Annotated in this window: 25 protein-coding genes and 1 tRNA gene; 11 read left to right on the top strand and 15 right to left on the bottom strand. The window is 57.0% G+C overall.

The window, feature by feature from the left end:
* Positions 1-59: 59 nt before the first annotated feature.
* Entirely contained in the window at positions 60-428 is a 369-nt protein-coding gene (locus C1J05_RS15965; protein ID WP_114871113.1) for a MerR family transcriptional regulator, read from the bottom strand.
* Positions 429-544: 116 nt separating this feature from the next.
* Here C1J05_RS15965 and C1J05_RS15960 point away from each other — a divergent pair, with 116 nt between their 5' ends.
* From C1J05_RS15960 to C1J05_RS15950, 3 genes are read left to right on the top strand one after another with little or no spacing between them, the layout of a single operon-like run.
* Positions 545-964: a PaaI family thioesterase gene (locus C1J05_RS15960; RefSeq protein ID WP_114871112.1), complete on the top strand. Its 420-nt coding sequence runs from the start codon at positions 545-547 to the stop codon at positions 962-964.
* Between the two features lies 1 nt (position 965).
* Entirely contained in the window at positions 966-1,475 is a 510-nt protein-coding gene (locus C1J05_RS15955) for a PaaI family thioesterase (protein WP_114871111.1), read from the top strand.
* The gene (locus C1J05_RS15950) at positions 1,468-2,802 is read left to right on the top strand and encodes an MATE family efflux transporter (protein WP_114871110.1); all 1,335 of its coding nucleotides are present in this window, start codon (positions 1,468-1,470) and stop codon (positions 2,800-2,802) included. Before C1J05_RS15955 ends, C1J05_RS15950 begins: the two co-directional genes overlap by 8 nt.
* 3 nt (positions 2,803-2,805) lie before the next feature.
* Here C1J05_RS15950 and arsC read toward each other — a convergent pair whose 3' ends face one another.
* From arsC to C1J05_RS15935, 3 genes are read right to left on the bottom strand one after another with little or no spacing between them, the layout of a single operon-like run.
* Positions 2,806-3,147, bottom strand: a complete 342-nt coding sequence (arsC, locus tag C1J05_RS15945; RefSeq protein ID WP_114871109.1) for an arsenate reductase (glutaredoxin) — start codon at positions 3,145-3,147, stop codon at positions 2,806-2,808.
* Positions 3,144-4,196, bottom strand: a complete 1,053-nt coding sequence (locus tag C1J05_RS15940) for a quinone-dependent dihydroorotate dehydrogenase (RefSeq protein ID WP_114871108.1) — start codon at positions 4,194-4,196, stop codon at positions 3,144-3,146. Before C1J05_RS15940 ends, arsC begins: the two co-directional genes overlap by 4 nt.
* Positions 4,193-4,531, bottom strand: a complete 339-nt coding sequence (locus C1J05_RS15935; RefSeq protein WP_114872378.1) for a DUF952 domain-containing protein — start codon at positions 4,529-4,531, stop codon at positions 4,193-4,195. Before C1J05_RS15935 ends, C1J05_RS15940 begins: the two co-directional genes overlap by 4 nt.
* A 141-nt stretch (positions 4,532-4,672) precedes the next feature.
* Between C1J05_RS15935 and C1J05_RS15930 the strand changes: the two genes are divergently transcribed.
* Positions 4,673-6,250 carry a bifunctional metallophosphatase/5'-nucleotidase gene (locus C1J05_RS15930; protein WP_114871107.1) on the top strand — a complete coding sequence of 526 codons (1,578 nt, stop codon included), beginning with the start codon at positions 4,673-4,675 and terminating at the stop codon, positions 6,248-6,250.
* On the opposite strand, the gene C1J05_RS15925 is transcribed toward C1J05_RS15930, so the two are convergent.
* Positions 6,251-8,023: a tetratricopeptide repeat-containing sulfotransferase family protein gene (locus C1J05_RS15925; RefSeq protein WP_114871106.1), complete on the bottom strand. Its 1,773-nt coding sequence runs from the start codon at positions 8,021-8,023 to the stop codon at positions 6,251-6,253.
* A 114-nt stretch (positions 8,024-8,137) separates the two neighbouring features.
* On the opposite strand from C1J05_RS15925, the gene C1J05_RS15920 reads away from it, so the two are divergent.
* Positions 8,138-8,797 carry an SOS response-associated peptidase gene (locus C1J05_RS15920; protein ID WP_114872377.1) on the top strand — a complete coding sequence of 220 codons (660 nt, stop codon included), beginning with the start codon at positions 8,138-8,140 and terminating at the stop codon, positions 8,795-8,797.
* Positions 8,798-8,825: 28 nt separating this feature from the next.
* Here the strand turns inward: C1J05_RS15920 and C1J05_RS15915 are convergent, their stop codons facing one another.
* The 3 genes from C1J05_RS15915 to tmpA all read right to left on the bottom strand — a co-directional run bounded on the left by C1J05_RS15915 (position 8,826) and on the right by tmpA (position 11,091).
* The gene (locus C1J05_RS15915; RefSeq protein ID WP_162798112.1) at positions 8,826-9,155 is read right to left on the bottom strand and encodes a cupredoxin domain-containing protein; all 330 of its coding nucleotides are present in this window, start codon (positions 9,153-9,155) and stop codon (positions 8,826-8,828) included.
* Between the two features lie 206 nt (positions 9,156-9,361).
* A complete protein-coding gene (gene tmpB / locus C1J05_RS15910) occupies positions 9,362-9,952 on the bottom strand; it encodes a (R)-1-hydroxy-2-trimethylaminoethylphosphonate oxygenase (protein WP_114871104.1) in 591 nt (196 codons plus the stop codon).
* A complete protein-coding gene (gene tmpA, locus C1J05_RS15905; protein WP_114871103.1) occupies positions 9,949-11,091 on the bottom strand; it encodes a 2-trimethylaminoethylphosphonate dioxygenase in 1,143 nt (380 codons plus the stop codon). Before tmpA ends, tmpB begins: the two co-directional genes overlap by 4 nt.
* A gap of 103 nt (positions 11,092-11,194) precedes the next feature.
* On the opposite strand from tmpA, the gene C1J05_RS15900 reads away from it, so the two are divergent.
* Positions 11,195-12,043 (top strand): LysR family transcriptional regulator, encoded by an 849-nt coding sequence (locus C1J05_RS15900; RefSeq protein WP_114872376.1) that lies wholly within the window; start codon positions 11,195-11,197, stop codon positions 12,041-12,043.
* A gap of 39 nt (positions 12,044-12,082) precedes the next feature.
* Here C1J05_RS15900 and trpE read toward each other — a convergent pair whose 3' ends face one another.
* The 6 genes from trpE to fabI all read right to left on the bottom strand — a co-directional run bounded on the left by trpE (position 12,083) and on the right by fabI (position 18,769).
* A complete protein-coding gene (gene trpE / locus C1J05_RS15895; RefSeq protein WP_114871102.1) occupies positions 12,083-13,591 on the bottom strand; it encodes an anthranilate synthase component I in 1,509 nt (502 codons plus the stop codon).
* 10 nt (positions 13,592-13,601) lie between these two features.
* Positions 13,602-15,443 (bottom strand): peptidyl-prolyl cis-trans isomerase, encoded by a 1,842-nt coding sequence (locus C1J05_RS15890; RefSeq protein WP_114871101.1) that lies wholly within the window; start codon positions 15,441-15,443, stop codon positions 13,602-13,604.
* Between the two features lie 66 nt (positions 15,444-15,509).
* Positions 15,510-16,685: an aminotransferase gene (locus C1J05_RS15885; RefSeq protein WP_114872375.1), complete on the bottom strand. Its 1,176-nt coding sequence runs from the start codon at positions 16,683-16,685 to the stop codon at positions 15,510-15,512.
* Between the two features lie 159 nt (positions 16,686-16,844).
* Positions 16,845-17,348, bottom strand: coding sequence for a xanthine phosphoribosyltransferase (gpt, locus tag C1J05_RS15880; RefSeq protein ID WP_114871100.1), 504 nt, complete (start codon positions 17,346-17,348; stop codon positions 16,845-16,847).
* A 4-nt stretch (positions 17,349-17,352) separates the two neighbouring features.
* On the bottom strand, positions 17,353-17,955 hold the full coding sequence (locus tag C1J05_RS15875; protein WP_114871099.1) for a LysE family translocator: 603 nt from the start codon (positions 17,953-17,955) through the stop codon (positions 17,353-17,355).
* Between the two features lie 7 nt (positions 17,956-17,962).
* Positions 17,963-18,769: an enoyl-ACP reductase FabI gene (gene fabI / locus C1J05_RS15870; RefSeq protein ID WP_114871098.1), complete on the bottom strand. Its 807-nt coding sequence runs from the start codon at positions 18,767-18,769 to the stop codon at positions 17,963-17,965.
* A gap of 144 nt (positions 18,770-18,913) precedes the next feature.
* On the opposite strand from fabI, the gene pdxH reads away from it, so the two are divergent.
* The 4 genes from pdxH (at position 18,914) to C1J05_RS15850 (ending at position 20,776) form a co-directional block, all read left to right on the top strand.
* Positions 18,914-19,519, top strand: coding sequence for a pyridoxamine 5'-phosphate oxidase (gene pdxH / locus C1J05_RS15865; protein WP_114871097.1), 606 nt, complete (start codon positions 18,914-18,916; stop codon positions 19,517-19,519).
* A gap of 147 nt (positions 19,520-19,666) precedes the next feature.
* The gene (locus C1J05_RS15860; protein ID WP_114872374.1) at positions 19,667-20,182 is read left to right on the top strand and encodes a cold-shock protein; all 516 of its coding nucleotides are present in this window, start codon (positions 19,667-19,669) and stop codon (positions 20,180-20,182) included.
* On the top strand, positions 20,149-20,643 hold the full coding sequence (locus C1J05_RS15855; protein ID WP_114871096.1) for a DUF192 domain-containing protein: 495 nt from the start codon (positions 20,149-20,151) through the stop codon (positions 20,641-20,643). Before C1J05_RS15860 ends, C1J05_RS15855 begins: the two co-directional genes overlap by 34 nt.
* Positions 20,644-20,699: 56 nt before the next feature.
* A tRNA-Pro gene (locus C1J05_RS15850) sits at positions 20,700-20,776 on the top strand.
* Between the two features lie 111 nt (positions 20,777-20,887).
* On the opposite strand, the gene C1J05_RS15845 is transcribed toward C1J05_RS15850, so the two are convergent.
* Positions 20,888-22,573 carry a hypothetical protein gene (locus C1J05_RS15845; protein ID WP_162798111.1) on the bottom strand — a complete coding sequence of 562 codons (1,686 nt, stop codon included), beginning with the start codon at positions 22,571-22,573 and terminating at the stop codon, positions 20,888-20,890.
* A gap of 496 nt (positions 22,574-23,069) precedes the next feature.
* Here C1J05_RS15845 and C1J05_RS15840 point away from each other — a divergent pair, with 496 nt between their 5' ends.
* Positions 23,070-24,029 (top strand): tyrosine-type recombinase/integrase, encoded by a 960-nt coding sequence (locus tag C1J05_RS15840; protein WP_441351693.1) that lies wholly within the window; start codon positions 23,070-23,072, stop codon positions 24,027-24,029.
* Positions 24,030-24,031 lie beyond the last annotated feature (2 nt).

Here is a 24,031-nt window from a genome sequence, read left to right as displayed (position 1 = left end):
AAGCCGCGTCAACTATGAGGAATCAGGTCTTAAGGGGGAATTGGGGCGAAAATCGCCCCCTAGCGGATTTCCGCAGCGATACTATCACGCAAGGATTGCAGCTCGTCCATGGCTTCGTTCAGTTGCGATTTCTGCTCCGCAAGTTCCAGCAACTGCCGGTCTGCAAGTTCAACCCACGCCTGCATCTGCGCCTTGGTGCCTTCGTTTTCATAAATCAAAAGCCACTGCCGAATGTCTTCAAGCTGAAACCCGAATTTGCGCCCCCGCAGGATCAGTTTCATGCGGGCGACTTCACGCGGGCCATAAAACCTCGACCGGCCTTCGCGGTCGGGTTGCAGTAATTCGATGTATTCGTAATACCGCAGCGTACGTGGCGTCACGTCAAACTCGGCGCACATTTCTTTGAATGAACGGCGTGACTCGGTCATGAAAAAATCTCCCTGACGAATCGTAAAACGATGTCACCGAAAGCGCAACACATGGGCTTGCCCTCGGGCACTGGCGGGGATCATAAAGGCGTGACAGACCAGACAAGGATTTGGGTATGGTAGACAAAACCAAACTGGCACGGCAGTTCATCGAAGCAATTCCCCATTCGCAGGCTCTGGGAATGCATTTGACGGAACTGCAGGACGGGACGGCAGTGATTACGATGCCCTATGCGCCGCATCTGGTCGGGGATCCGGAAACAGGTGTTTTGCATGGGGGGGCCGTTTCGGCGCTGATGGATACGTGCTGCGGGGCCGCGGTGATGAGCCACCCCGCCGCGCCGGCGGGCACCGCGACCATTGATTTACGCATCGATTACATGCGCGCGGCAACGCCGGGGCAGGCGATCACAACCCGCGCAACCTGTTATCATGTGACCCGTTCGGTTGCGTTTGTGCGTGCCACTGCATGTGATGATGACACCGAAAACCCGGTGGCAACAGCCACCGGGGCCTTTACTATCGAAGGGCGATAACATGGCGCGACCAACCCCAGAACCTGTGCAAGTCGTTAAACAGCGGCGCGATGCGGCCCTGCGCGCGCTGGCCAAAGGTGTCCCTTACATCCAGTTTCTGGGTATTGAGTTTGACAGGCGCGGCGACGAACTGACCGCGATCCTGCCATTTGACGACAAGCTGATCGGCAATCCGCTGCTGCCGGCGTTACATGGTGGTGTTACTGCCGCCTTTCTCGAGGTGACTTCGGTTATTTCGCTCAGTTGGACCTATCTGTGGGAAGATATCGAATCCGGTGCGATCCAACTGGATCAGCTTGAAGCGGGGGAATTGCCGCGACTGCCGAAAACAATCGATTTCACAGTGGATTATCTAAGATCCGGTTTGCCCCGCGATGCCTATGCGCGCGCACGGGTCAACCGGTCCGGGCGTCGGTACGCGTCCGTGCATGTTGAAGCATGGCAGGACAACCGCCACCGTCTTTTCGCGCAGGCCACAGGGCATTTCCTGATGCCTTCGCGAAATGGCTGAAGCGATCGAATTTCGGGATAAGGCAAAACCGGTCACCCACCGGCGTGTTCTGAACATTGCCCTGCCAATCGTACTGTCAAATGCGACCGTGCCGATATTGGGCGCGGTTGATACCGGTGTGGTCGGGCAGATGGGGCTGGCAGCGCCAATTGGCGCAGTGGGGATCGGTGCCATCGTTCTCAGCGCGATCTACTGGATATTCGGGTTCTTGCGGATGGGCACCGTGGGATTGACGGCGCAGGCCGTCGGCCAGCGCAATGACGGAGAGGTGGCTGCGTTGCTGACTCGCAGCCAGATCATCGGATTGTCCGCCGGTCTGTTGTTGATCCTGTTGCAGGTGCCGGTGTTCTGGACGGCGTTCATGGCGGCCCCCGCCAGCGCCGAGGTCGAGGCGCTGGCGCGGGATTATATGCAAATCCGGATATGGTCGGCGCCGGCGGCCATCGGGCTATATGGCATCACAGGCTGGCTGATCGCGCAGGAACGCACCCGCGCGGTTCTGGTCATGCAGGTCTGGATGAACGGATTGAACATCCTGCTTGACCTGTGGTTCGTGCTTGGTCTGAACTGGGGCGTGCAGGGCGTTGCTTTTGCAACATTTCTTGCTGAATGGAGCGGCTTTGCGCTGGGCCTGTGGCTGTGTCGTTCGGCCTTTGCCGTACCTGCTTGGCGCGACTGGTCGCGGGTGTTTGACGCGGTTCGCCTGAAACACATGGCGGTGGTGAATTCGGATATCCTGATCCGCTCGCTGTTGCTTGAAGCGATATTCGTGTCGTTCCTGTTTGTCGGGTCGGGTTTCGGCGATGTCACGCTGGCCGCCAATCAGGTGCTGGTGCAATTCATGATGATCACGGCCTTCGCACTGGACGGGTTCGCCTTTGCCGCCGAAGCGATTGTGGGGCAGGCCATGGGTGCAAGGGCGCGGGCGACATTGCGGCGCGGTGCTTTGCTGACCAGCGGTTGGGGACTGTTCTGTGTCAGTCTCCTGTCCCTCAGCTTTGCCTTTTTCGGGGGATGGATCATTGATGTCATGTCCACTTCACCCGATGTCAGAGAAGAGGCGCGTATCTATCTGATTTACATGATTTTCACACCACTTGCGGGCCTTGCCGCATGGATGCTGGACGGTATCTTTATCGGCGCAACACGAACGCGCGACATGCGCAACATGATGGCGATCAGCTTTGTCATTTATGTTGTTGCCGCCAGTCTGATGGTTCCGGCCTTTGGCAACCATGGATTGTGGCTGGCCCTGATCATTTCCTTTGTCGCGCGCGGTATCACGCTGGGCGCGCGATACCCTGCACTGGAACGGTTGGCCGATTAGCCGCTACACCAGATTCAGCACGTTTTCCGGCGGTCGCCCGATCACGGCGTGATTGCCTGCAAAAGCAATGGGTCGTTCGATCAGGATCGGGTGCTGTGCCATCGCCGCGATCAGGGTCGTGTCATCCGTGGTCTTGGTCAGGCCCAGTTCTTTGAACAGCTTTTCACCAATGCGCATCATGGTGATGGCAGGCGGGTGACCCAGCGCGGCGAGGGTCGCGCGAATTTCCGCTTCCGATGGTGCATCGTCAAGATATCTGCGCACTGTGACATCTGTCTTGCCTTCGATCAGGGCAAGCGCCTGACGGGATTTGGAACAGCGCGGGTTGTGCCATATCGTGATCATGTCCATTCCTTTTTGCCGGTGCCGACAGCGTCTGCGACCGTATCAAACCCGTCGCGGCGCAACAATTCGTCCAGCCCGCGGACGATGTTGGCACCCAATGACAGACCGCCATATACAAGCGCCGTATAAAGCTGGACGGCCGATGCGCCGGCGCGGATTTTTGCATAGGCCTGATCGGGCGAACCGATACCGCCAACCCCGATCAGCGGCAGATCGCTAAGCGTTGCAAGCTGCGCAAGAACGTGTGTCGATTTTTCAAACAGGGGTGCGCCCGAAAGGCCGCCCGCTTCTGAGGCGTGCGGGCCATGTAGGCCCGCCCTGTCCAGCGTGGTATTGGTGGCAATGATCGCATCCACACCGGCTTTGCTGGCGACCGCAGCAATATCTGTCAGATCGTTTTCTGTAAGATCCGGCGCGATTTTCAGAAACACCGGAATGGGGCGCGCCAGCGCATCGCGCACGCGCATCACACCGTTCAACAGCTCGCTCAGGGCGGCGGGGCCCTGAAGATCCCGCAGCTTTTCGGTGTTGGGCGACGACACATTGACGGTCGCAAAATCCAGATATGCACCGCATGTGTTCAGGACTGTGGCAAAATCCGCTGATTTGTCAGGGCTGTCCTTGTTCGCCCCAAGGTTCAGCCCGATCACTGCATCACAGGGACGTTTTGCAAGACGGGCTGCAATCACATCCATTCCGTCATTATTGAACCCGAACCTGTTGATCGCCGCCTTGTCGCGTGTCAGGCGGAACAGGCGCGGTTTGGGGTTTCCGGGCTGGGCGCGAGGCGTGGCGGCGCCCACCTCGATGAATCCGAACCCTGCACGCGACAGCGGGTGCAGCGCCTCGGCGTTCTTGTCAAACCCTGCGGCCAGCCCCACAGGATTGGGCAACGTCAGACCGGCCAGCGTGGTTTGCAGACGCGGCGAAGTCACAGGCCCCGGCATCGGGGCAAGCCCTGCGCGCAATGCGCGCAGCGCCAGCGTGTGCGCCGCTTCGGGGTCGATCCTGCGCAATGCGGACAGACCGACCCGTTCCAGAACGCTCACAACAACCCCGGCGGAAAGGCGTGGGTGTCCCCGTTCAGCGGCAAAGGCTGCGCCCATTCCACGTCGGAAAGCTTCAGCGGTCCGTAGAGATGCGGAAACAACGCGCCGCCGCGGGACGGTTCCCATTTCAGCGCGGGGCCAAGGTGTTCGCTGTCCAGTGACAACAGCATAAGATCGCCAACGCCGGCGAAATGTTTGGACGCCGTTTCGACAACCTGTTCGGGGGTTGAAAAATGGATATAGCCGTCCGCGATGTCGATCGGCGCACCTTGGGTTTCTTTTTCGGCGCGCAGCGCCTTCCATTCGTCCTGGCGGAGGATTTTGAATATCTGCATGGCATTTGTGATGCCTTGGGCACTTGCGGTGGTCAAGCGGGATCGGGCGATTTACGTCAGGTGAATGTGCGTGACCTTTGACTTTGGCGCGTCTTGGGCGCAGCATTTGGGTTAGCGCCATTTTCAAAAGGAATCTCTGCCATGATGTCCCGCCTGCTAGCCTCTGTCGCCGCCCTGACCCTGACTGCCGGAGTGGCGGCCGCCGACTATACGTTGACGATCCTGCATACCAACGATTTTCACGCCCGCTTTGAGCCGATCAACAAATATGACAGCGGATGCGGCGCAGAAGACGCCGCCGAAGGCAAATGTTTTGGCGGATCTGCTCGTTTGGTGACAGCCATCGCCGGGGCCCGCGCACGATCGAACAATTCCATTCTGGTCGATGGCGGGGATCAGTTTCAGGGCACGCTGTTTTACACCTATTACAAGGGCCAGTTGGCCGCCGAAATGATGAACAAGATGGGCTATGATGCGATGACCGTGGGAAACCATGAATTCGATGATGGCCCCGAAGTGCTGCGCGGGTTCATGGATGCCGTCGACTTTCCTGTTCTGATGTCCAACGCCGATTTTTCGGCGGAACCGCTGCTGGCGGACAAATTGCTGAAATCCACCGTGATCGAACGCGGGGGCGAAAAACTTGGCCTGATCGGGCTGACCCCGCAGGATACCGACGAACTGGCCAGCCCGGGACCGAATATCGTTTTTAGCGATCCGGTGCCTGCCGTTCAGGGCGAGGTGGACCGTCTGACGGCGCAGGGCATCAACAAGATTATCGTGCTCAGCCACTCTGGCTATTTTGTGGACCAGATTGTTGCTGCGGGCACAACCGGTGTGGATGTGATTGTGGGGGGGCATTCCAACACGTTGCTCAGCAACACGTCCGACCGCGCTGTCGGGCCATATCCTACAATGGTGGGGAACACTGCGATCGTTCAGGCCTATGCCTATGGCAAGTTTCTGGGCGAACTGAATGTAACCTTTAATGATGCGGGCGATGTCGTGACTGCAATCGGTGAACCGCTGATCATGGATGCAGGTGTTAGCGAAGATGAAAGCACACTTGCACGGATTGCGGAAATGGCTGCCCCGCTGAATGAAATCCGTGAAAAGGTGGTGGCGCAGGCCGCAGCGCCTATTGGCGGTGACCGTGATGTGTGCCGCGTTCAGGAATGTGACATGGGCAATCTGGTGGCTGATGCCATGCTGGACCGTGTCAAAGATCAGGGTGTCACGATCGCGATTGCCAATTCCGGCGGTTTACGGGCCAGCATTGATGCAGGCGAAATCACAATGGGCGAAGTGCTGACTGTGCTGCCGTTTCAGAACACGCTGTCCACATTCGAAATCAACGGCGCGGGCGTGATCGCGGCATTGGAAAACGGGGTAAGCCAGGTCGAAGAAGTAAAGGGCCGTTTTCCGCAAGTCGCAGGCATCAAGTTTACCTGGAATCCGGCGGCATCCCCGATGGACGGGCGGATCACCGAAGTTCTGGTTGCCGAGGGAGATGCTTTTGTGCCGATTGATCCTGCCAAAACCTACAAGGTCGTGACAAACAACTACGTGCGAAACGGCGGTGACGGGTATGACATGTTCAAAGGCGATGACAAGAACGCCTATGATTACGGCCCCGATCTGGCAGATGTCACAGCCGAGTATCTGGCGGCGCAGGGCCCGTACACGCCCTATACCGACGGGCGCATCGCGCGAAAATAGTCAAGCGTTGTCAAAGACCTCGGGCCAAAGCTCGGGGTCCAGCGCCTTGATGAAGGGCGTAAGTTCCTGTTCGTGCTTTTGCCAGTTGCCGATAGATTTGGTATGAACCGGCTCGCGCACCTGGTTGACGGACGCCGTCAGAACGGGGGCAGTGCTGGTGTGCGGCGCGGCCATTTCAGGGATCCAGTCCAGTCCGATATAGGCGGCCAGATTACGGCTGGCCGCGTCGATATCGGACACAAGATCATCGTATTTCAGATCATGGATGACGCCGGGGCAGACCCTGTGCCAATGCGCCATCAGGCGTTTGTAATCGTTGCAACGCTGGGCCATGCGCTTCATGTCGTAGGTGTACACACGCAAACCACCAGTGAAATAATTGCTCCAGATCGACCATGCGACATCACGGGGATCGCGCACCAGATGCACGATCTTGGCCTTTGGGAACGCCATGTGCAGAAAGCCGATCAGCCGGTAGTTTTCAGGCATCTTGTCGATGAAAAATTCCGGGCCTTCCGGCATACCGTGCAGGTCTGCGCGGTAATCGGCGGCAAACTGGCGGGCCTCTTCGTTGCCAAAGGGCAGATCATCGCGCAGGACATAGCGCAGCAGCGTTGCCGCCGTGGCGCGTTCGCCCATGCCCGCGATATTTGGGTGGGTGGCCAGAACCGTTTCCGTCAGCGTGGTGCCAGAACGCGGCATGCCCAGAACGAAAACAGGCGTCGGTTTTTCTGCATCCCCCTTTGCATCCGGCGTGATGACATCCGCAAAACGTTCGGTGATGCGTTTGTGCAGGTTGACCTGATACTTTTCAAACGTGTCCTGTTGCACGGTGGGCGTCAGCATGGATTGTGCCGCATTCGCCTGCGCCAGCCAGTGATGCACCTGTTCCGTGTTGCGCTGTTTCTTGAACGCTTCTGCCAGACCATAGGCCAGCTGCACGCGATCCTCGCCGCGTTTCGGCGCGGCGTTAAAGGCGGGCACAAGTTGTTCTATCACTTCATCCAGTTGATCGGCGGGGGCAATCATCGCCAGACGAGTCAGTGCCGTGGGATGGCCGGGGGCCAGATCCAGCACCTGACGATAGGCCTGCACCGCCTCGTCCACGCGGCCAAGTTCATTCAGCTGGACGCCATACCGCAAAATCGTGGCGATATTCAATGGCGCGATGGACAGCGCCTTTTCAATGACTTTCATCGCATCTTCGTGGCGGTTCTGGCGCGCCAGTGGCAGCGATATGTTGGTCAGCGCATTGGGATCATTCGGATTGAAAGACAACGCTGATTCATAGTCTTTCAATGCCTCGTCATAGCGTTGAAAGCCGCTGTGCAGGACCGCGCGCAGGTTATAGGCCTTGGCCATGCGCGGGTTCAGTTCAATGGCACGGCTGGCATGACCTTCGGCTGTGACAGGGTCTTCGGCCTGCGAATAGGATTGTGCCAGCAGATATTCCGCCTCAGCATCTTTCGGGGATCTGGCCAGGTGGCGTTTCAGCACTGTAACCGCTTTGTCCGGCTGTCCGATCAGAACAAGGGTTTGCGCCAGATTGCGATGTGCATCAGGAAATTCCGGCTGTGTCTTGACCGCGTCCTGAAAATATCTGATCGCCTCGCGCGGCTGGCCTGACGTGCTCAGCGCCAATCCCGCAAGGTTCATGAAAAACGCCGTGCGCGGATAACGTTTGATCGCGATCTTGGCCTGTTTCAATGCCTTCTTCGCTTCGCCCTGATTCAGCAATGCGGCGATGGCTTTGGCGTCTTGTTCAGCAGTCATGACGGGCCCTTTGGATTGGCAACGGTGCCTGCGTTTTAGGGGGCGGCATGGATGAACACAAGGTCGCCGAAACGCATCTGGAAAGCGCGACGCGATGAACTTAGAATGACATCCATGTGCGGACGTTTTGCGATCACCCTGCCCAATGACGCGATGGCGCAGCTTTTTGCGGCGGCCCCGGCCAACACTTTGCCGGATGTGCCCAATTACAATGTTTGCCCGACCAATGAGGTGCATGTAGTATCATTGGCCGAAACCGGCCGCGTCTTGACCCCGATGCGCTGGGGGTTTGTGCCGCATTGGTACAAGAAACCCAATGACGGGCCGCTGCTGATCAATGCCCGCGCGGAAACGATTGCGGAAAAACCGGCCTTCAAATCAGCCTGTCGGGAACGGCGCTGCCTGATCGTGGCGTCCGGGTTTTACGAATGGACAAAAACACCCGAAGGCAACCGTTTGCCGTGGTACATTCACGCAGCCGATCAAAGGCCGCTGGCCTTTGCCGGCATCTGGCAAAGCTGGGGCGGCGAAGGGGAAAAAATGCATACCTGCGCGATTGTCACCACCGGTGCAAATGCAGCAATTGCCCCAATTCACCACCGGATGCCTGTGGTGCTGGCACAAAAAGACTGGCCGTTGTGGTTGGGCGAAGACGGAAAGGGGGCCGCTGCCCTTATGGCCTCCGCGCCCGACGGCACGCTGGCGTTCCATCGTGTTGATCCGGCTGTCAATTCAAACCGCGCCAGTGGGCAGGAATTGATCGAACCGGTTTAGGGCAGGGTGGTGGATCGCCGTGCCGCGATCATTCCATCGGGGTCGGAGCAAAGCTGAAACTGCCATCCATGCTGACAAGGGCAGCGCTGCGAAACTCGGTTGAAATGCCCTGGACCACGGTCATAACCGCTTCTTGCCCGGCGGCCAGTGGGCCAACGGACCAGGCCGCATCTGCGGATATGATGGTTTGATCCTGCGTGGTGGAATTGACGAACCGTATCGTATCTCCGACTTCGACGTAGGATATGTCGGGAAAGAACGTGTTGCTCATCACGATGATAACCTGTTCGTCGGCGCGGCCAATGCTGGCCAGACACATGAACGTGGCGAATGCGATAATTTCCAATCTGCTCAACATGGTACTTGTTTCCGTTTTGCCTGTTTTTTTTATTTGCCTGACCTCTGTCTAGAAACGGAGTGCGACCGAAATGGGGCCGCGCCAAGAAAGCATTGCGTCGGACTGGGCGCGAGTTGGGGACAATCGCGCGGAAAACCTGCGGTTGTTGAGAAAAACGTGCCTTCAATCAAAGAAAACAAACAAAATGACGTAACAGTGCGGGCAGGTCAGGCGGAACAATGGGCATCCACGACCCGCTGCACCATCGGTGCAAAATGCGCGAAACCCGGCGTTTCCATGTCCGCATGCTTGCCTGCATCATCCAGATATCGCACCTGAATGATCTGTTCCAAATTCGGGTTTTGTTCGAATTCTGCTACTTCTTGCGGGCTCATCGGGCCGCCTTGCAGGTTCAGCGAATGTACGGATGCGTCGGACAGGCGGTTGAAATAGTCCGGTCTGGTGGCGCACAGATACCGTTTGGCAGCCACGTGGTAGCGAACGCAATCTGTCACCAAAATCGGAAAGAACGCCTCTAGCACCTGTGCGCCGGCCTCTTCGTGATACCGGTCTTCGGTGTCGTCCATCCGGAAGGTTCCAAATTCGCTGGTGAAGTGGCCGATATCATGCAGCAGGGCAGCCACCACAATGATTTCCGGCAGGTTTGCGTTTTCGGCCAGCGTGGCGCCTTGCAGCATATGTTCGGCCATGGTGACCGGTTCGCCCAGATATTCCTCTCCGCCGCGGCGTTCAAAGATGTCGGCCAGAAACGCAACGATGGTTCGGGCGGTCAGCGGGTTTGATGTTGGATCTGTCATTGTGCGGCCATGGCTTTGGGGGCGTCCAGCGTTGCCAGTTTTGACAACAGACCATCCTTATCCGCATAACATCCCTGCAACCACCGGTTGCCGGTGCCGCTATAGGCCTTTCGCGCATGTAGAACACGCGTGTTATCAACAACAAAGCTTTCGCCGGGGTTCAGGCGAAAGGTGACTTCCATCATCGGGTCATCAATGATTTCACCCAGACGGCGGTAGGCGGCATAATAGGTTTCCATCTGATCAAAAGGCACATCCGTTATCGCGGCGGAAGACCGGTTATTGAAGCGGATGGCAATTAATTCGCCATCAGGTGCCAGTTCGATCATCGGGCGTCTTGTACGCAAGGCAACACTGTCATCACCGGCATATTCAAAGCGCGCGCAATAGCGTGATAGGACGTCGAAGTAGCCGGGGTTTTCGTCCCGCAACCGCAGCGCTGCGGCAAAGCCATCGACAACCATATTCTCGCCCCCCGCCGCCGAGCTTTCCAGACAGTAAAGCACCTGAATGGTCGGCACCGGATCACGATAGGGGTTGTCGGTATGCGCCTGAAGGCCAAGCCCGGTATAGGCAAGGTTGGTCGGGTTCACTTCGGTGCGTACTTCGAAATGGCGCCCGTAATTGGTTTCACGCACGAAACCGAACAGATCGACAACCTGCATCAATGCCTGATCGGCAATGGGGCCGCCATTCAGCTTTGCGAAACCATAGCGGGCAATCTGCGCCAGCCAGTTTTTCAACGCGTCGGGATTTGTTTTGACAGTTTCGAAATCGGCTTGCGGAAGGTCGGCTTCAAGGTTGCTGTTCCAAGGAACGGTCTCGGGCGGCATCCAGCCGGTCGCGGAACTAGCCGGCCGATCATAGCGGTTTTCCATCAACCAAGGGACATCATACGTGATCACCTTGTTTTCCGGAGAAAATTCAACCGTCACTGTATTCTCGGTCATCGTTGCCGATCGTATTTTTGTGTCAGTCGGGATATCGCGCAGGGCGATCAGACGTTGCCCGTTTCCGGGCGAACGTGTCGCGCTGTCCCATGCATTGTCGCGCAGCCACACAGCATGAAACCGGGCGCTTTGTGTGCCGTCTGTCAAGGTCAGAACCTGACCGTCGGAAGATATACCATGGGTCCACATAGGGCCGTCACTTTAACAAGTGCGTCGATTGATTTGTTTGAATTTGACAGGTTTTGACATAAACACAATTAAGGGAAATGTGATCTGGGGTATCGAAACGCTAATGGCTAAACCCGGCTTTCAGGACTTGCCGCTAGAATGGATCCGCGCTTACGAAGTTGCGGCGCGGCTGGGTAGTTTTACGGCGGCCGCAACGGAAACCGGACTGACTCAGGCGGCGATCAGTCAGCGTATCGGGCACCTGGAACGGCGTCTGGGGACGCGATTGTTTGTACGCTCGGCCCGAGGCGTGAGCCTGAGCGTCGATGGTGAAGCGTGGCTGCCTTATGTCAGTGATGCCTTGCGCACGCTGCGCGACAGTTCGCAGGATTTGTTTGGCGCGCGGCAGGGCAAAATCACCATCACGGCAAGCGCTTCTGTCACCCAGCTTTGGCTGGCGCCGCGCTTGCGTGCCCTTCCCGACGGTATGGAGGTTTCTTTTGCCAGCATGGTGTTGCAATCCGATTTCAGCCCAAAGGAGTCAGGCGTTGAAATCCGGTACGGTCTGGGCGATTGGCCGGGGCGATATGCCGTGCGTCTGTTTGAAGAGGCCCTGAGCCCGGTTGCCCAAATAGGGCATCAGGAATGGCAGGATATTCCGCGTCTGGGTGTGTCCGGCCCGCGTGCCGGATGGCAGGACTGGGCGCGATATTCGGGCACGTCTGCAACACCCGTTCCGCATCTGAGATTTGACAGTTATTCCGGCGCACTGGCGGCGGCAATGGCCGGGGCAGGTGTTTTGCTGGCGTCCCTGCCGCTGAGTGACGCCGCATTGAAGAGAGGCGCGGTACGGCGGTTGACGGATGCCGTTCTGAAGACCGAGGCGACATACTGGATGTGCGCGGATCGCTCCGCGATCACCAGGCGGCAATGGGAAATCCTGTGTCGTGCGTTTTGTCAGGATCAGGGTTGAGAGGAGTATGCAACGCATTGTTGCGGGCCTGTGGAAAAACTAGCTGTTTCCACCGGTAAAGCGTGATGCATCTGCCGCCGCGCGCCGGATCGCGTTCGATTTATGCACTGTCTCCTGATATTCGGCCTCGGGATCGCTGTCGTAAACCACGCCGCCCCCGGCTTGAATAAACAGCTTTTTGTCCTGCACAACGGCGGTGCGCAAAGCGATGCACATATCCATGTCGCCGCCGGCGCTGAAATAGCCAACGCCACCGCCATAAAGGCCCCGTTTTTCGGGCTCAAGCTCATCTATGATTTCCATCGCACGCACCTTGGGTGCGCCCGAAACCGTTCCTGCGGGCATTCCGGCAAAAAACGCGTCCAGCGCATCACAGCCATCGGCCAGTTCACCCACCACGTTGGACACGATGTGCATGACGTGACTGTAGCGTTCGATGATAAATTGTTCTGTCGGGCGCACCGTGCCGATTTTTGAAACGCGCCCCGTATCGTTTCGGCCCAGATCCAACAGCATCAAATGTTCCGCCAGTTCCTTTTTGTCAGCCAGCAGTTCTGCTTCCAACGCGCGGTCTTCTTCGGGGGTGGCACCGCGCGGACGGGTGCCTGCGATGGGGCGGATTGTAACCTGTTTGCCAAAGACACGGACAAGGATTTCGGGGCTGGCCCCGATCACCTGAAAGCCGCCAAAATTGAAATAGAACATGAACGGCGACGGGTTCGTGCGTCGCAGGCTGCGATAAAGCGTAAAGGGCGGCAGGGTAAATTCCTGTGTCCAGCGCTGTGACGGGACAACCTGAAAAATATCGCCGGCGGCAATGTAGTCTTTCGCCTTTTCAACGGCCTGCATATACGCGGCTTGGGTAAAGTTTGAAACCGGCGCGGGGGCATCTGCGGCTTCACCCAGATCGCGGGCTTCGGTTGGCATGGCACGTTCCAGATCGCGCACGGCATCCATGACGCGTTCGGCGGCCTGCGCATAGGCGGCGCGAGCGGATTGCCCATCGTTGACCCATGCGGGCGAAACAACGGTCACTTCGCCTTTGACACCGTCCAGAACGGCCACCACCGAAGGGCGCAACATCACAGCATCGGGCAGGCCGATCGGGTCGGGATTGATATGGGGTAGGTGTTCGACCAGACGCACCATGTCATAGCCCAGATAGCCAAACAGCCCCGAAGCCGCCTGTGGCAGATCATCGGGCAGATCGATCCTGCTTTCGGCAATCAGCGCGCGCAGGTTGTCCATCGGATTGCCCTGCTGGGCCTCGAACGCTGTGCTGTCAAAGCGTGCGGTGCGGTTCAGTTCGGATTTTGTGCCGTGACAGCGCCACACCAGATCGGGCTTCATTCCGATGATGGAATAGCGCCCCCGCACTTCGCCCCCTGTGACGGATTCAAGCATGAACGCGTCTTTCTGGGCGCCCGTCAGCTTGAGCATCAAAGACACCGGCGTATCCAGATCGGCAGCCAGACGCGTGTAGACGATCTGGTTCTGGCCGGATGCATACGCGGCTTCGAACGCTTCGAAACTGGGGATCAGCGCCATTCAGACGGCCCTATTGAAAGTTGGCGTGGACCGCATTGATCGCCCTTTGGTCAATTGTGGGGTTGGCGCGCAACTGCACATCACGGGCGAAGACCTGGAACAGATCCTGTGCCACCGCCTGATCCATCTGCTGCCCCAAGCCATCGCGCAATGCATTCATTTCGACACTATCATCGGGCGGGTTGATGCCATCTAGGCGCACGATCAGGACAGCCTGTTCACTGTCGACAATCGCGACGTCGCCAATCTCCATGTCAAAGACCTGCGTCATGAAATCCGGTGGCGTGCCGGGCACAAATGCGCTGCGGATCAGATCGGTTTCAACAACGGCGTCCAGCGCCACGTCGCCAAAACCTGCACCGCGTTCCAATTCAGGTAACACCGCCTTGGCTTGTGCGCGCAACTGGGTCAGCAACTGGTTGTTTTCCCAGTCGGCGATCACATCACGCCGCACATCTTCCAAGGGTGCGGGGCGCGGCGGCAAAACGGCATCAAGGCGCATGGCGAACATGCCACCATCTTCCAGGCCTGTGATTTGCGGGAAATCGTCGGCGCTCAGCGCAATCGCGGCTTCGTTGAAATCATTATAGGCTGCGATGCCTTCGCCGATTGAATCGAACCAGTCGATCTGGCCCAGTTCCATATCGGTTTCGGCAGCCACCTCTTCCAGTGTCGCGCCGCCGGCAAGCATATCGTCGATGGATTGCGCCTCGGCTTCGATCACGCGGCGGGCGCGATCTGCGGCCAGTTCTTCCTGAAGGTCGGGCCGTGCGTCTTCAAAGCTGGTATTGACGGCGGGCAATACGCCGTTCACGCGAAATAGTGCCGGACCAAGCGGCGAGGGTGCCGGGCCGACAACATCCCCGACCTCTGCGGCAAAAACCGTGTCGCCGGCAGCGCCCAGGTCCTGGCCTGTAACATCACCCAGATCAACATCGGCCAGGGCCAGACCGCGTTCTTCCACCAGTGCCTCGAATGTTGTGCCGGACACTTCCAACGCCGCCATGGCCGCGCTGGCATCGGCATCGGTGGCAAACACCAGACGTTCCACCAGACGGCGTTCGGGCTGATCGTATTCGTTTGCACGCTCTTCATAAAGTTGACGCAGGGCCTCTTCGTCAACTTCGACCTGATCAAGGATCATGTCAGGCGTCAGCATTGCGTAGGTAATCTGTTTGGTTTCCGGCAGCGTGAACCGGTCGATGTTCTGTTCGTAATGCTGCGTGATCTGGCTTTCCGAGGCAGAGGCCAGCGGCGTTTCCAGATTGTTACGGTCCAGTGTCGTCCATGTGAAACTGCGCCGTTGTCCGACATAGGTCATCAGCGTTTCGATAAAGGTTTCCGGCATCTTGACGCCGGTAACGATTGCGGCCTGAACCAAGGTCCGCGCACTTTCGTCGCGAATGCTTTCCTCGAACCGTGCCTCTGTCATGCCGCGCTGTTCCAGCAAAAAGCGATAGCCTTCGCGGTCAAACTGACCGTCCACGCCGGAAAAGGCTGGGATTTGGACGATCTGTTCGCGCAGGTTTTCGTCACCAATGGACAGACCCAGTTGCGCCGCTTCGTTATCAAGCGCGCGGGCAGTGACAAGGCGCGACAACACCGCCCGATCCACCCCCAGCGCCAGCGCCTGATCAAAGGGCAGCGCCTGACCTGTCTCTGCTTCGATCGCGCGGATTTCCTGTTGCAGGCTTCGCGCGTAATCCTCTACGTCGATGTATTTATCGCCGACATGGCCGACAGTGCGGATCGTGCCCGACAGGTTCGTGGCGCCAAAGCCGGCAAGCCCCAGAATAAGAAGCGCCAGAATGATCCAGACAAAGGTTTTCGAAAGACTAGCGCGCGCGGCCATGATGCCCCCTTGGTTGACTTCAAGCGTGTCTACGATGCACGCCAGTGCGGGGCAAGGCCGGATGGATCAATAGTTGAGGTCTGAAAGCCGCGAAATCAGAGTTCCGATGCCGTCACGGTCCAGATTGGCGAAAGCGACACGCAATTGGCGCTGTCCGCTGGCATCCTCTGGCGGGGTGAACATCGTGCCCGGCAGCGCCAGAACGGATGCATCGGCTACCAGTTTGCGCGCAAGATCTGCCGATGACATATCAAAGGGATGTTCCAGATAGGCGAAATACGCCCCCAGCCCGAGCAACGACCAGCCCTTGGCCGCAAGCGCTGGAAATCCATCCTGAATGGCGGCGCGCCGGTCCAGAATTTCCGACCGCTCTCCGGCAAGCCACTGTTTCAGGTTGCGCATTCCCCACAGGGCGGCGTGCTGGCCGATCTGTGCCGGGCAGATCGCAACCGTATCGAGGAATTTTTCAACCTCGGCCAGACGCGCGGGCGAAGTGATCAGCGCGCCGACACGGTGGCCTGTCAGGCGGTACGCTTTCGAAAAGGAATACAGATGGATCAGCGTGTCGTCCCAGTCGGGATCGGTGAACAGATCGTGCGGTGCGCCTGTGCGGCTGTCAAAATCGCGATAGGTTTCATCGACGATCAGCGCGATGCCGTTGGCACGGGCAACATCGAAAAATGCACGCAGCAGATCCGCCGGATATTCCACGCCGCTGGGGTTATTGGGGCTGACCAGGGCGATGGCGCGGGTGCGTGGTGTGATCAGCGCGGCGGCCTGTTCCGGATCGGGCAGCATGGCCGCACCACAGGGCAGCGCCACCGACGCAACGCCGGTCATGTCCAGCCACATCTTGTGATTGAAGTACCACGGCGTGGGCAGGATCACGTCGTCGCCTTCGCTGGTCAGGGACATGATTGCGGCGGCAAACGCCTGATTGCAGCCTGAAGTGATGCCGACGTTTTCCTGCGTTACCTTGCCGTTATAATGTTCACCTGTCTGCTGCGCCAGTTCGGTGCGCAATGCGTCAAGCCCCAGAACCGGACCGTAAAGATGTGTGCTGTTGTCGTTCAGCGCAACATCGGCCATGACCTGACGCAAACTGTCGGGGGGTGGATCAACCGGGGCGGCCTGACTGACGTTGATCAGCGGGCGGTCGGCTGGAAAAGCGATCCCGTCCAGCCAGCGGCGGGCCTCCATTACGGGTGGGGCGAAGGTGGCTACGGTGCGGGTCAGGGGCATCGGTTCAATCCAGTTGCGGCGCAATACGCGCGATTTCGGTCAGGGTTTCATGCTGTGTCGCGCTTTGCGCGACGGGCCTCCGGCGGAAGTATTTTCGAAAAGATGAAAGCCGGGGCTGGCATGGGGTGGTTTTGTCTTTTTTCGCGCGGGGAGGCCTGATCAGTCGGTGCCGCGATAGGGTTCAACATATTGCAGCGCCATATCCCACGGAAAGAAGATCCACGTGTCCTGACTGACCTCGGTGATAAAGGTATCGACCTGCGGGCGGCCCTTTGGTTTTGCATAGACAGTGGCAAAATGCGCCTTTGGGAACATCGCGCGCACCACTTCCAGAGTTTTTCCGCTGTCGACCAGATCATCGATGATCAGAATTCCGGTGCCATCTCCCATCAGTTCGACATCGGGGGATTTCAGAACCTTGGCTTCTGATTGAGCCTGATGGTCGTAGGATTTGATGCTGATTGTATCGACGGTGCGAATATCCAATTCACGGCTTACGATCATCGCGGGGGCCATGCCGCCCCGGGTAATCGCCACCACCGCGCGCCATGCGCCGTCATCCGGTCCATGACCATCCAGCCGCCAGGCCAGTGCACGGCTGTCGCGGTGAATTTGATCCCAGCTGATGTGGAAGCCTTTTTCGTGAGGGAGGCGGTCTGTCATTTGGTTACCTGTCCGTTAATAGTTTCAGCCCGAGTGCCCCCAGCAACGTAGCGGCAATACGATCCAGCAAAGGTTTAAGCCGCAGATAGCGCGTGCGCGCCGCGTTTGAGCCAAGCGCAAATGCAAAAACCGCGTAAAACGCAAGCTCTAGCAGCCAGTGGTTCAGCACGATCAGCGCAATTTCCGGAGAGGTCAGGCCCTGCGGGAACACCACCACAATCACCGCAGCGGCAAACAGCATGGATTTTGGGTTTCCTGCATTGACCAGCAGTCCGGACAGGAAGGCCCGTCCGTGCGGCATCGGTGTGTCTGGAAGCGGATGTCTGGCATGGCGCCACGTCTGGATCGCGATCCAGATCAGGTAGAGGGCACCGCCGATACGCAGAGCGGAATAGGCCCATGGAAACAACCGGAACACACTTTCCAGCCCGATCAGGGCCGCCAGAGTCCAGCCGGCAGCAGCCGTTCCCAAACCCAGCCCGGTCATCAATCCCGCGCGGCGACCGGCTGCGACCGTTGTTTTGACAAAATAAAGCAGCGCCGCGCCGGGACTGGCAATCGCCGCCATCAGCACAAGGTTGAAGGCGATCAGGCTTTCAAATGTCATCCTGTCCCTAGTCCTTTGACATATCCGGCGCGTCGACGGCCTTCATGCCGACGACATGGTATCCTGCATCGACATGCAGGTTTTCACCCGTTGTGCCCGATCCGAGATCGGAGAGCAGAAACAACGCAGCCTTGCCGACATCTTCGGTGGTTACATTGCGCCGCAGCGGTGAATTGTATTCGTTCCACTTCATGATGTAGCGGAAATCACCGATACCCGATGCCGCAAGTGTCTTGATCGGTCCGGCCGAAATTGCATTCACGCGGATACCGTCCTTGCCAAGATCTTCGGCAAGATACTGGACCGACGCTTCCAGCGCGGCCTTGGCCACGCCCATCACATTGTAATGCGGCATCACTTTTTCTGCGCCGTAATAGGTCAGCGTCAGACACGATCCACCTTCGTTCATCATCTTTTCTGCGCGTTGCACGACGGCGGTAAAGGAGTAGACGGATATATCCATGCTCATCTGGAAATTCGAACGGCTGGTATCCACGTAGCGGCCGCGAAGTTCGTTTTTATCAGAAAATCCAATGGCATGAACCAGAAAATCAATGCTGCCCCAAACGTCTTTCAGCGCGGCGAACAGCGCATCCATCGATGCCTCGTCCCCGACATCGCAGGGCAAAACGATGTTGCTGCCCAATTGCGCCGCCAACGGTTCAACCCGCTTTTTCAACGCGTCGCCCTGAAAGGAAAACGCCAGGTCCGCACCGGCATCCGCACAGGCCTTTGCAATGCCCCAGGCGATTGACTTGTCGTTGGCCAAGCCCATGATCAGACCGCGCTTGCCGGTCATCAGATTATTTGACATATCAGCCTCTCTGCCCTTTGGCATTTCTGGTATCATGTCCTTTAGGCGATTGGACAGACTGCATCAAGAGCGCGCTCTGTGTGCCGGTTTGCCGGAGCAGGGCAATCCTTGTGAACGTATTATTTTGAAGGCAGGACGAGCGTGATGGAAAAACGAAGCGGAATTTTTGCCGGGGATGACCCGATCGCAATTGCACGGCGCTGGCTGGACGAGGCGGAAAGCAGCGAACCCAACGATCCCAATGCGATCGCGCTGTCGACGGTCGATGCCGATGGTATGCCCAATGTGCGTATGGTTCTGCTGAAGGAAATCGAAGACCGCGCGTTTGTCTTTTACACCAACTACACAAGCCAAAAGGCACTAGAGATCGACCAGGCCGGCAAAGCCGCATTCGTCATGCACTGGAAAAGTCTGCGCCGCCAAGTTCGGGTGCGCGGAGTGGTCACGAAAGAGAACGGCCCTGCCGCTGATGCCTATTATGCCTCCCGGTCTTTGCAAAGCCGGTTGGGCGCGTGGGCATCGGATCAGTCGTCGCCCTTAAAATCGCGGGCGACTTTGTTGGCAGAAGTTGCTAAGATCACGGCATCGAAGGGTCCAAACCCGCCACGGCCGCCGTTTTGGGGCGGCTACCGGATTGTTCCCACCGAGATTGAATTATGGGCGGATGGCGCTTTTCGGTTGCACGACCGTCTTGTCTGGAGACGTGAAAATGAGGGGTCAGACTGGGCGGTTTCCCGCCTAAATCCGTGAATTTCACGTGACGTGAAATGCAACAGTATGAAAACAGGTTGCTTTTTAAGCTTGAATCAAAAGGGCAATATGTCGCAAGAGTGAACAGAAAGTTACATGCGCGGGACGCGATTGAGGTTTGAAGTTTTGACGGACAGTGAACAGAACATGCGCCAGGTTCATGGCCTTGTTAAGTGGTTTGACCCGGTTAAGGGGTTTGGCTTTGTCGTCGCGGAAACCGGCGGCCCGGATATTCTGTTGCATGTGAACGTGTTGCGTAATTTTGGCCAAAGCTCTGTCGCCGATTCTGCACAGGTTGATATCATGGTGCAGGACACTGACCGTGGTGTGCAGGCCGTCGAAGTTCTGTCGATCGAACCGCCTGTCGGCAATGATCAGGTAACTCTTGCGGATTTCGTTGATCTTGATCTGGATGCGGTGCGCAACACGCCGCTTGCCCCCGGACGGGTGAAATGGTTCGACAAAGGCAAGGGTTTTGGCTTTGCCAATGTTTTCGGCCAGCCCGAAGATGTGTTTCTTCACATGGAAGTCCTGCGCCGGTCCGGTCTGGCCGATCTGCAACCGGGCGAGGCATTGGCCCTGCGCGTTGTAGCAGGCAAACGCGGCCGCATGGCGGCAGAAGTGTTCGCATGGGAAGCGGCGCTGGGCAAAAGCGAAACGTGATCCGGCTTTTTTCTGTTACGGCTTTTCTGGTGATGCTGTGCGGCACCGCATTTGCGGCATGTCAGCAAAACGCAGTTACCTTGCGCGGCGACTGGGGGCAGGCCCGTTTCACTGTTGAAATCGCCGACACCGCAGAAGAACGTGGTCGCGGCCTGATGTTTCGCGAAAACCTGCCGCAGTCTTCGGGCATGTTGTTTGTCTATGATGAACCGCAAACGCTTTCGTTCTGGATGAAGAACACCCTGATTGAACTGGACATGATCTTTCTGGACAAGACGGGAACCGTGCGCAGCATACATCACCGCGCGCAACCCGGTGATTTGCAGCCCAAATCCGGCGGCGATAATCTGTTGGCGGTTCTGGAAATAAATGGCGGGCTGTCAAAATCTCTGGGCATTTCCGTCGGCAGCGAAATGCGCCATCCGGCTTTTTCCGACGGGCCCGCCGCGTGGCCGTGTTAATTCGATCAATGGGGCTTTTCAAATCCGGCAGGCCAGTCTAAGGAGAGGCTCTGGTTCGGGGCGTGGCGCAGCCTGGTAGCGCACCTGTTTTGGGTACAGGGGGTCGTAAGTTCGAATCTTACCGTCCCGACCAGTAAGAAAACCCTCGCAAAATATCGGATTTCACGGGTTCGCCACGGATCGCTTCATTTTAATGCTCAACCGGCCGTGACTTCGTGACGATCATTCTTCCGGCGTGTGTCGTTCAACCCGGTTTTCTATGGAAAGCCCTGCGTTTTCCCATCTTTCTCAAGTATCTGTTCAAGTTTCGGGGGATGCGATTGAGTGCGTGTTCTGTCCATGTATCTTGACCTCCCCAAATTGGGAAATGCCGTCCAATCCGGGCGAAACCATCATCCATCATGAATCGTGCCAGTTTCTGATCTTTATCTCCGGCCGAATAGATCATCTGAGCCGGGTAGGCCAAGTTACCGACCACTGGCAACAGACCAACACCCAGAGCAATCCAAGGTTTTTCATGTCCATTGGCGGCTGATTGCAGCATACGCCCGAGAGTATAGGCGGAACGCCCGATGGCACCGCCGGTAAGGATCAGAATTGCGACGGTTTTCCCACCTAACAATCCGAACGCAAACAAGGCCGGTAGCACCCAGTATTGAGTTGCTTTTACAGCCGGTTTGATCGCGATATGTATGCCGAAATCCGTTATGTACACGCTGGAGTTAGGTGATCCGATTTGTTCACGAAGGATGTTCGCATGCTCGTTCGTTAACTGACCCCGTTTGGTCCATTGGTTAATGCTTCGGTCGAGATAACCGTGGACAAAAGCTTCTCGGTACTTCTGCGAAATCAGAAATTTCCAGCAAACGTGAACAAGGCTTTTCAAGTCGAGACGTTTCAGTCGTTTCCAAACCGAAAGAAACCCACCCTTCAAAGCTTTCAGGGACGATAGCAGGCCTCGAACCCACTCTCTGAACAGCCATCGCAGCCGGTGCTTGGAATAGTAGTCAGCCTGAGATTGGTCGATATCGCCACGTGCCACTCGGTATTGAATGGATGATTGCAGCCGCCCGATTGATTTCCATTTGACCTGATGTTTTCCCAGACGCTCCGCATCTGAAACCACGGACTCATAATTCTTCACACCAAGCGATAGCTTAAGTTCCTTAGCGTTTGCTTTGAGATAGTCTTTGAGGCGGGTGATTTCGACGTCATCAAACATTGGACGTCCAAGCCGCCACCAATGCGCGAGAGAATAATTAAGCAGTACTTTTGGCGAGATCGGAAAAATGGCCGGCACACCGGACTCAAGATCAATCCAGACCCAGCGTCCGTCGCTGCTTTCTGTATTGGTCGTTTCCGCTTCTTCATCGTTCGGTTCATACAGAAAATTGTTCAGTGCCACCGGATTACCAGCGCCTGCCTGCCATAACAGGCCGTCAAATCCCGCATCTTGGAGATGCGCACGAAGCGCCGGCATCATACGCCGCCACAGGTTTTCCGCTTCGTCGTCGAATTCGTCGCTTAATGGATGATGCAAATGAGCGGCCCAACCACGCACCAGTCTGGTTTGCAATTCAAATGTCATTTCTTCTTTATTCAAGACGACGGCACTGGCATCGGCAACATCGACATCGCCATCCATCCAGACCGGAACCAGCAGTTTGAGAATGTTACGGCGGATTTTTGCACATTCAGCAGCATCAACATTCCACACATACGGATTTGGAGCACCCAATGTGAACCATTGAACGGCTTTAGTAAGTCCCCGAGAGTCAAAGACCTTGCAGGCAAGCTTGCCGCCACTCTCATCGTCCTGCAAATAGACTATGCCGGATCGGCCACGTCCAATTTCGGGGCGAGAGCTGCTTTGCGCCACTATTTCCATTCCATCACCTGCAATCTTTGGTTTGATTAGCTCGACCTGCACTTCCCTATCTGACACATTATGCAGCTAACGCGTAGTGTTTACCCAACAACTTGACGGCAAGCTCGCAACAATTCACCCGTGCATTCCAAAGGATTGGTTCTTTGATGGGGTGTGGAAGCGGTATTTGCCGCGCACGAGTTTGTCAGGTTTGGGCAGTGACCTGATTTACCACACCCGACGTCTGGCCGCTGAATTCGGCGAACGTTGCTACCGGCCAATCAAAGATTGGTAGGTGGACAACCGGGTAGGTCGATACCATTGGAATGGGAAAACTATCTTTAAGTAGGTGTTAAAAAAGTAATGGTGCTGTGAGAGGGCATTGAATTACTATATCTTGGTATCCCATGGGACATGTGATTTTACAAAATATGCCTAAATACAATAATATAACCGTTTCACCCTATTCCATTGTGCCCCACTATATACCATATATAGAGGTGGATAGCAGGGTGGATAGAAAATGGCTTGACCAAAACACAAGCTTACAAACGCAGAACTGAAGGCCAAACCTCCTGGCAAATACTCGGACGGTGGCGGGCTTTGGTTCCACATGCGGCGGGACGGTGGCTCTCAATGGTTTCTGCGCTATACGATTTTCGGGCGGCGGCACGAGATGGGGCTTGGCGGCTTTCCCGATGTTTCATTGAAAGCCGCGCGGGACGAGGCTGACAAGTGGCACGCGGTTCTGCGCGAAGGCAAGGACGCCATCAAAGAACGTGAGCGCCAGCAGCGCGAAGCCGAAAATAACATGTATATTCTAAGAGACGTCGCGCTTGATGCTTTCGAAAGCCGCAAAGCGGAACTGAAGGGTGACGGTGAGGCTGGGCGTTGGTTTAGCCCGCTCGAGCTACATGTACTACCGAAGCTAGGTAAGATGCCTGTGTCGCAGATCGACCAGCGCGATATTCGCGACACACTGGCCCCCATCTGGCATGAAAAAGCCCATACCGCGCAAAAGGCCATGAACCGTCTGAGCATATGCATGCGCCACGCGGCGGCGCTGGGCTTGGACGTTGACTTACAAGCAACCGACAAGGCCAAGGCGCTTTTAGGCAAACAGCGCCACAAGACGCAGAACGTACCTGCCTTGCACTGGCGGGACGTGCCGGAATTTTATCAAAACCTGACTGACGGTTCCGTAACCCATCTGGCATTGCGCCTTCTCATTCTGACTGCTGTACGTTCACGGCCATTGCGGTTCATGCGTCTTGACCAGATCGAAGGCGACATCTGGACTATCCCCGCAGAGATGATGAAAGGCCGCAAGGACGCCACCAGCGATTTTCGGGTACCGTTGTCGCAAGAGGCGCTGGGCGTGATTAATCAAGCCGCTGCCTTTCAGCGCGACGGGTACCTGTTCCCAAGCGTCCGCAAGGGCGTGATTTCTGACGCCACAATGTCGCGTTTCATGGAACGGCGTGGCATGGCCGAACGCCCACACGGCTTTCGGTCGTAATT

The organism is Sulfitobacter sp. JL08 (genome assembly GCF_003352045.1).
Lineage (GTDB): Bacteria > Pseudomonadota > Alphaproteobacteria > Rhodobacterales > Rhodobacteraceae > JL08.
The sequence above is the reverse complement of the archived record's forward strand: the minus strand, read 5'-3'. Positions and strand labels throughout refer to the sequence as shown.

What these genes read in the sequence shown, in the direction of transcription:
- C1J05_RS15965 (WP_114871113.1), bottom strand. Translation starts at nt 428, where the DNA reads ATGACCGAGTCACGCCGTTCATTCAAAGAAATGTGCGCCGAGTTTGAC.
- C1J05_RS15960 (WP_114871112.1), top strand. Translation starts at nt 545, where the DNA reads ATGGTAGACAAAACCAAACTGGCACGGCAGTTCATCGAAGCAATTCCC.
- C1J05_RS15955 (WP_114871111.1), top strand. Translation starts at nt 966, where the DNA reads ATGGCGCGACCAACCCCAGAACCTGTGCAAGTCGTTAAACAGCGGCGC.
- C1J05_RS15950 (WP_114871110.1), top strand. Translation starts at nt 1,468, where the DNA reads ATGGCTGAAGCGATCGAATTTCGGGATAAGGCAAAACCGGTCACCCAC.
- arsC (WP_114871109.1), bottom strand. Translation starts at nt 3,147, where the DNA reads ATGATCACGATATGGCACAACCCGCGCTGTTCCAAATCCCGTCAGGCG.
- C1J05_RS15935 (WP_114872378.1), bottom strand. Translation starts at nt 4,531, where the DNA reads ATGCAGATATTCAAAATCCTCCGCCAGGACGAATGGAAGGCGCTGCGC.
- C1J05_RS15930 (WP_114871107.1), top strand. Translation starts at nt 4,673, where the DNA reads ATGATGTCCCGCCTGCTAGCCTCTGTCGCCGCCCTGACCCTGACTGCC.
- C1J05_RS15925 (WP_114871106.1), bottom strand. Translation starts at nt 8,023, where the DNA reads ATGACTGCTGAACAAGACGCCAAAGCCATCGCCGCATTGCTGAATCAG.
- C1J05_RS15920 (WP_114872377.1), top strand. Translation starts at nt 8,138, where the DNA reads ATGTGCGGACGTTTTGCGATCACCCTGCCCAATGACGCGATGGCGCAG.
- C1J05_RS15915 (WP_162798112.1), bottom strand. Translation starts at nt 9,155, where the DNA reads ATGTTGAGCAGATTGGAAATTATCGCATTCGCCACGTTCATGTGTCTG.
- tmpB (WP_114871104.1), bottom strand. Translation starts at nt 9,952, where the DNA reads ATGACAGATCCAACATCAAACCCGCTGACCGCCCGAACCATCGTTGCG.
- tmpA (WP_114871103.1), bottom strand. Translation starts at nt 11,091, where the DNA reads ATGTGGACCCATGGTATATCTTCCGACGGTCAGGTTCTGACCTTGACA.
- C1J05_RS15900 (WP_114872376.1), top strand. Translation starts at nt 11,195, where the DNA reads ATGGCTAAACCCGGCTTTCAGGACTTGCCGCTAGAATGGATCCGCGCT.
- trpE (WP_114871102.1), bottom strand. Translation starts at nt 13,591, where the DNA reads ATGGCGCTGATCCCCAGTTTCGAAGCGTTCGAAGCCGCGTATGCATCC.
- C1J05_RS15890 (WP_114871101.1), bottom strand. Translation starts at nt 15,443, where the DNA reads ATGGCCGCGCGCGCTAGTCTTTCGAAAACCTTTGTCTGGATCATTCTG.
- C1J05_RS15885 (WP_114872375.1), bottom strand. Translation starts at nt 16,685, where the DNA reads ATGCCCCTGACCCGCACCGTAGCCACCTTCGCCCCACCCGTAATGGAG.
- gpt (WP_114871100.1), bottom strand. Translation starts at nt 17,348, where the DNA reads ATGACAGACCGCCTCCCTCACGAAAAAGGCTTCCACATCAGCTGGGAT.
- C1J05_RS15875 (WP_114871099.1), bottom strand. Translation starts at nt 17,955, where the DNA reads ATGACATTTGAAAGCCTGATCGCCTTCAACCTTGTGCTGATGGCGGCG.
- fabI (WP_114871098.1), bottom strand. Translation starts at nt 18,769, where the DNA reads ATGTCAAATAATCTGATGACCGGCAAGCGCGGTCTGATCATGGGCTTG.
- pdxH (WP_114871097.1), top strand. Translation starts at nt 18,914, where the DNA reads ATGGAAAAACGAAGCGGAATTTTTGCCGGGGATGACCCGATCGCAATT.
- C1J05_RS15860 (WP_114872374.1), top strand. Translation starts at nt 19,667, where the DNA reads ATGCGCCAGGTTCATGGCCTTGTTAAGTGGTTTGACCCGGTTAAGGGG.
- C1J05_RS15855 (WP_114871096.1), top strand. Translation starts at nt 20,149, where the DNA reads ATGGGAAGCGGCGCTGGGCAAAAGCGAAACGTGATCCGGCTTTTTTCT.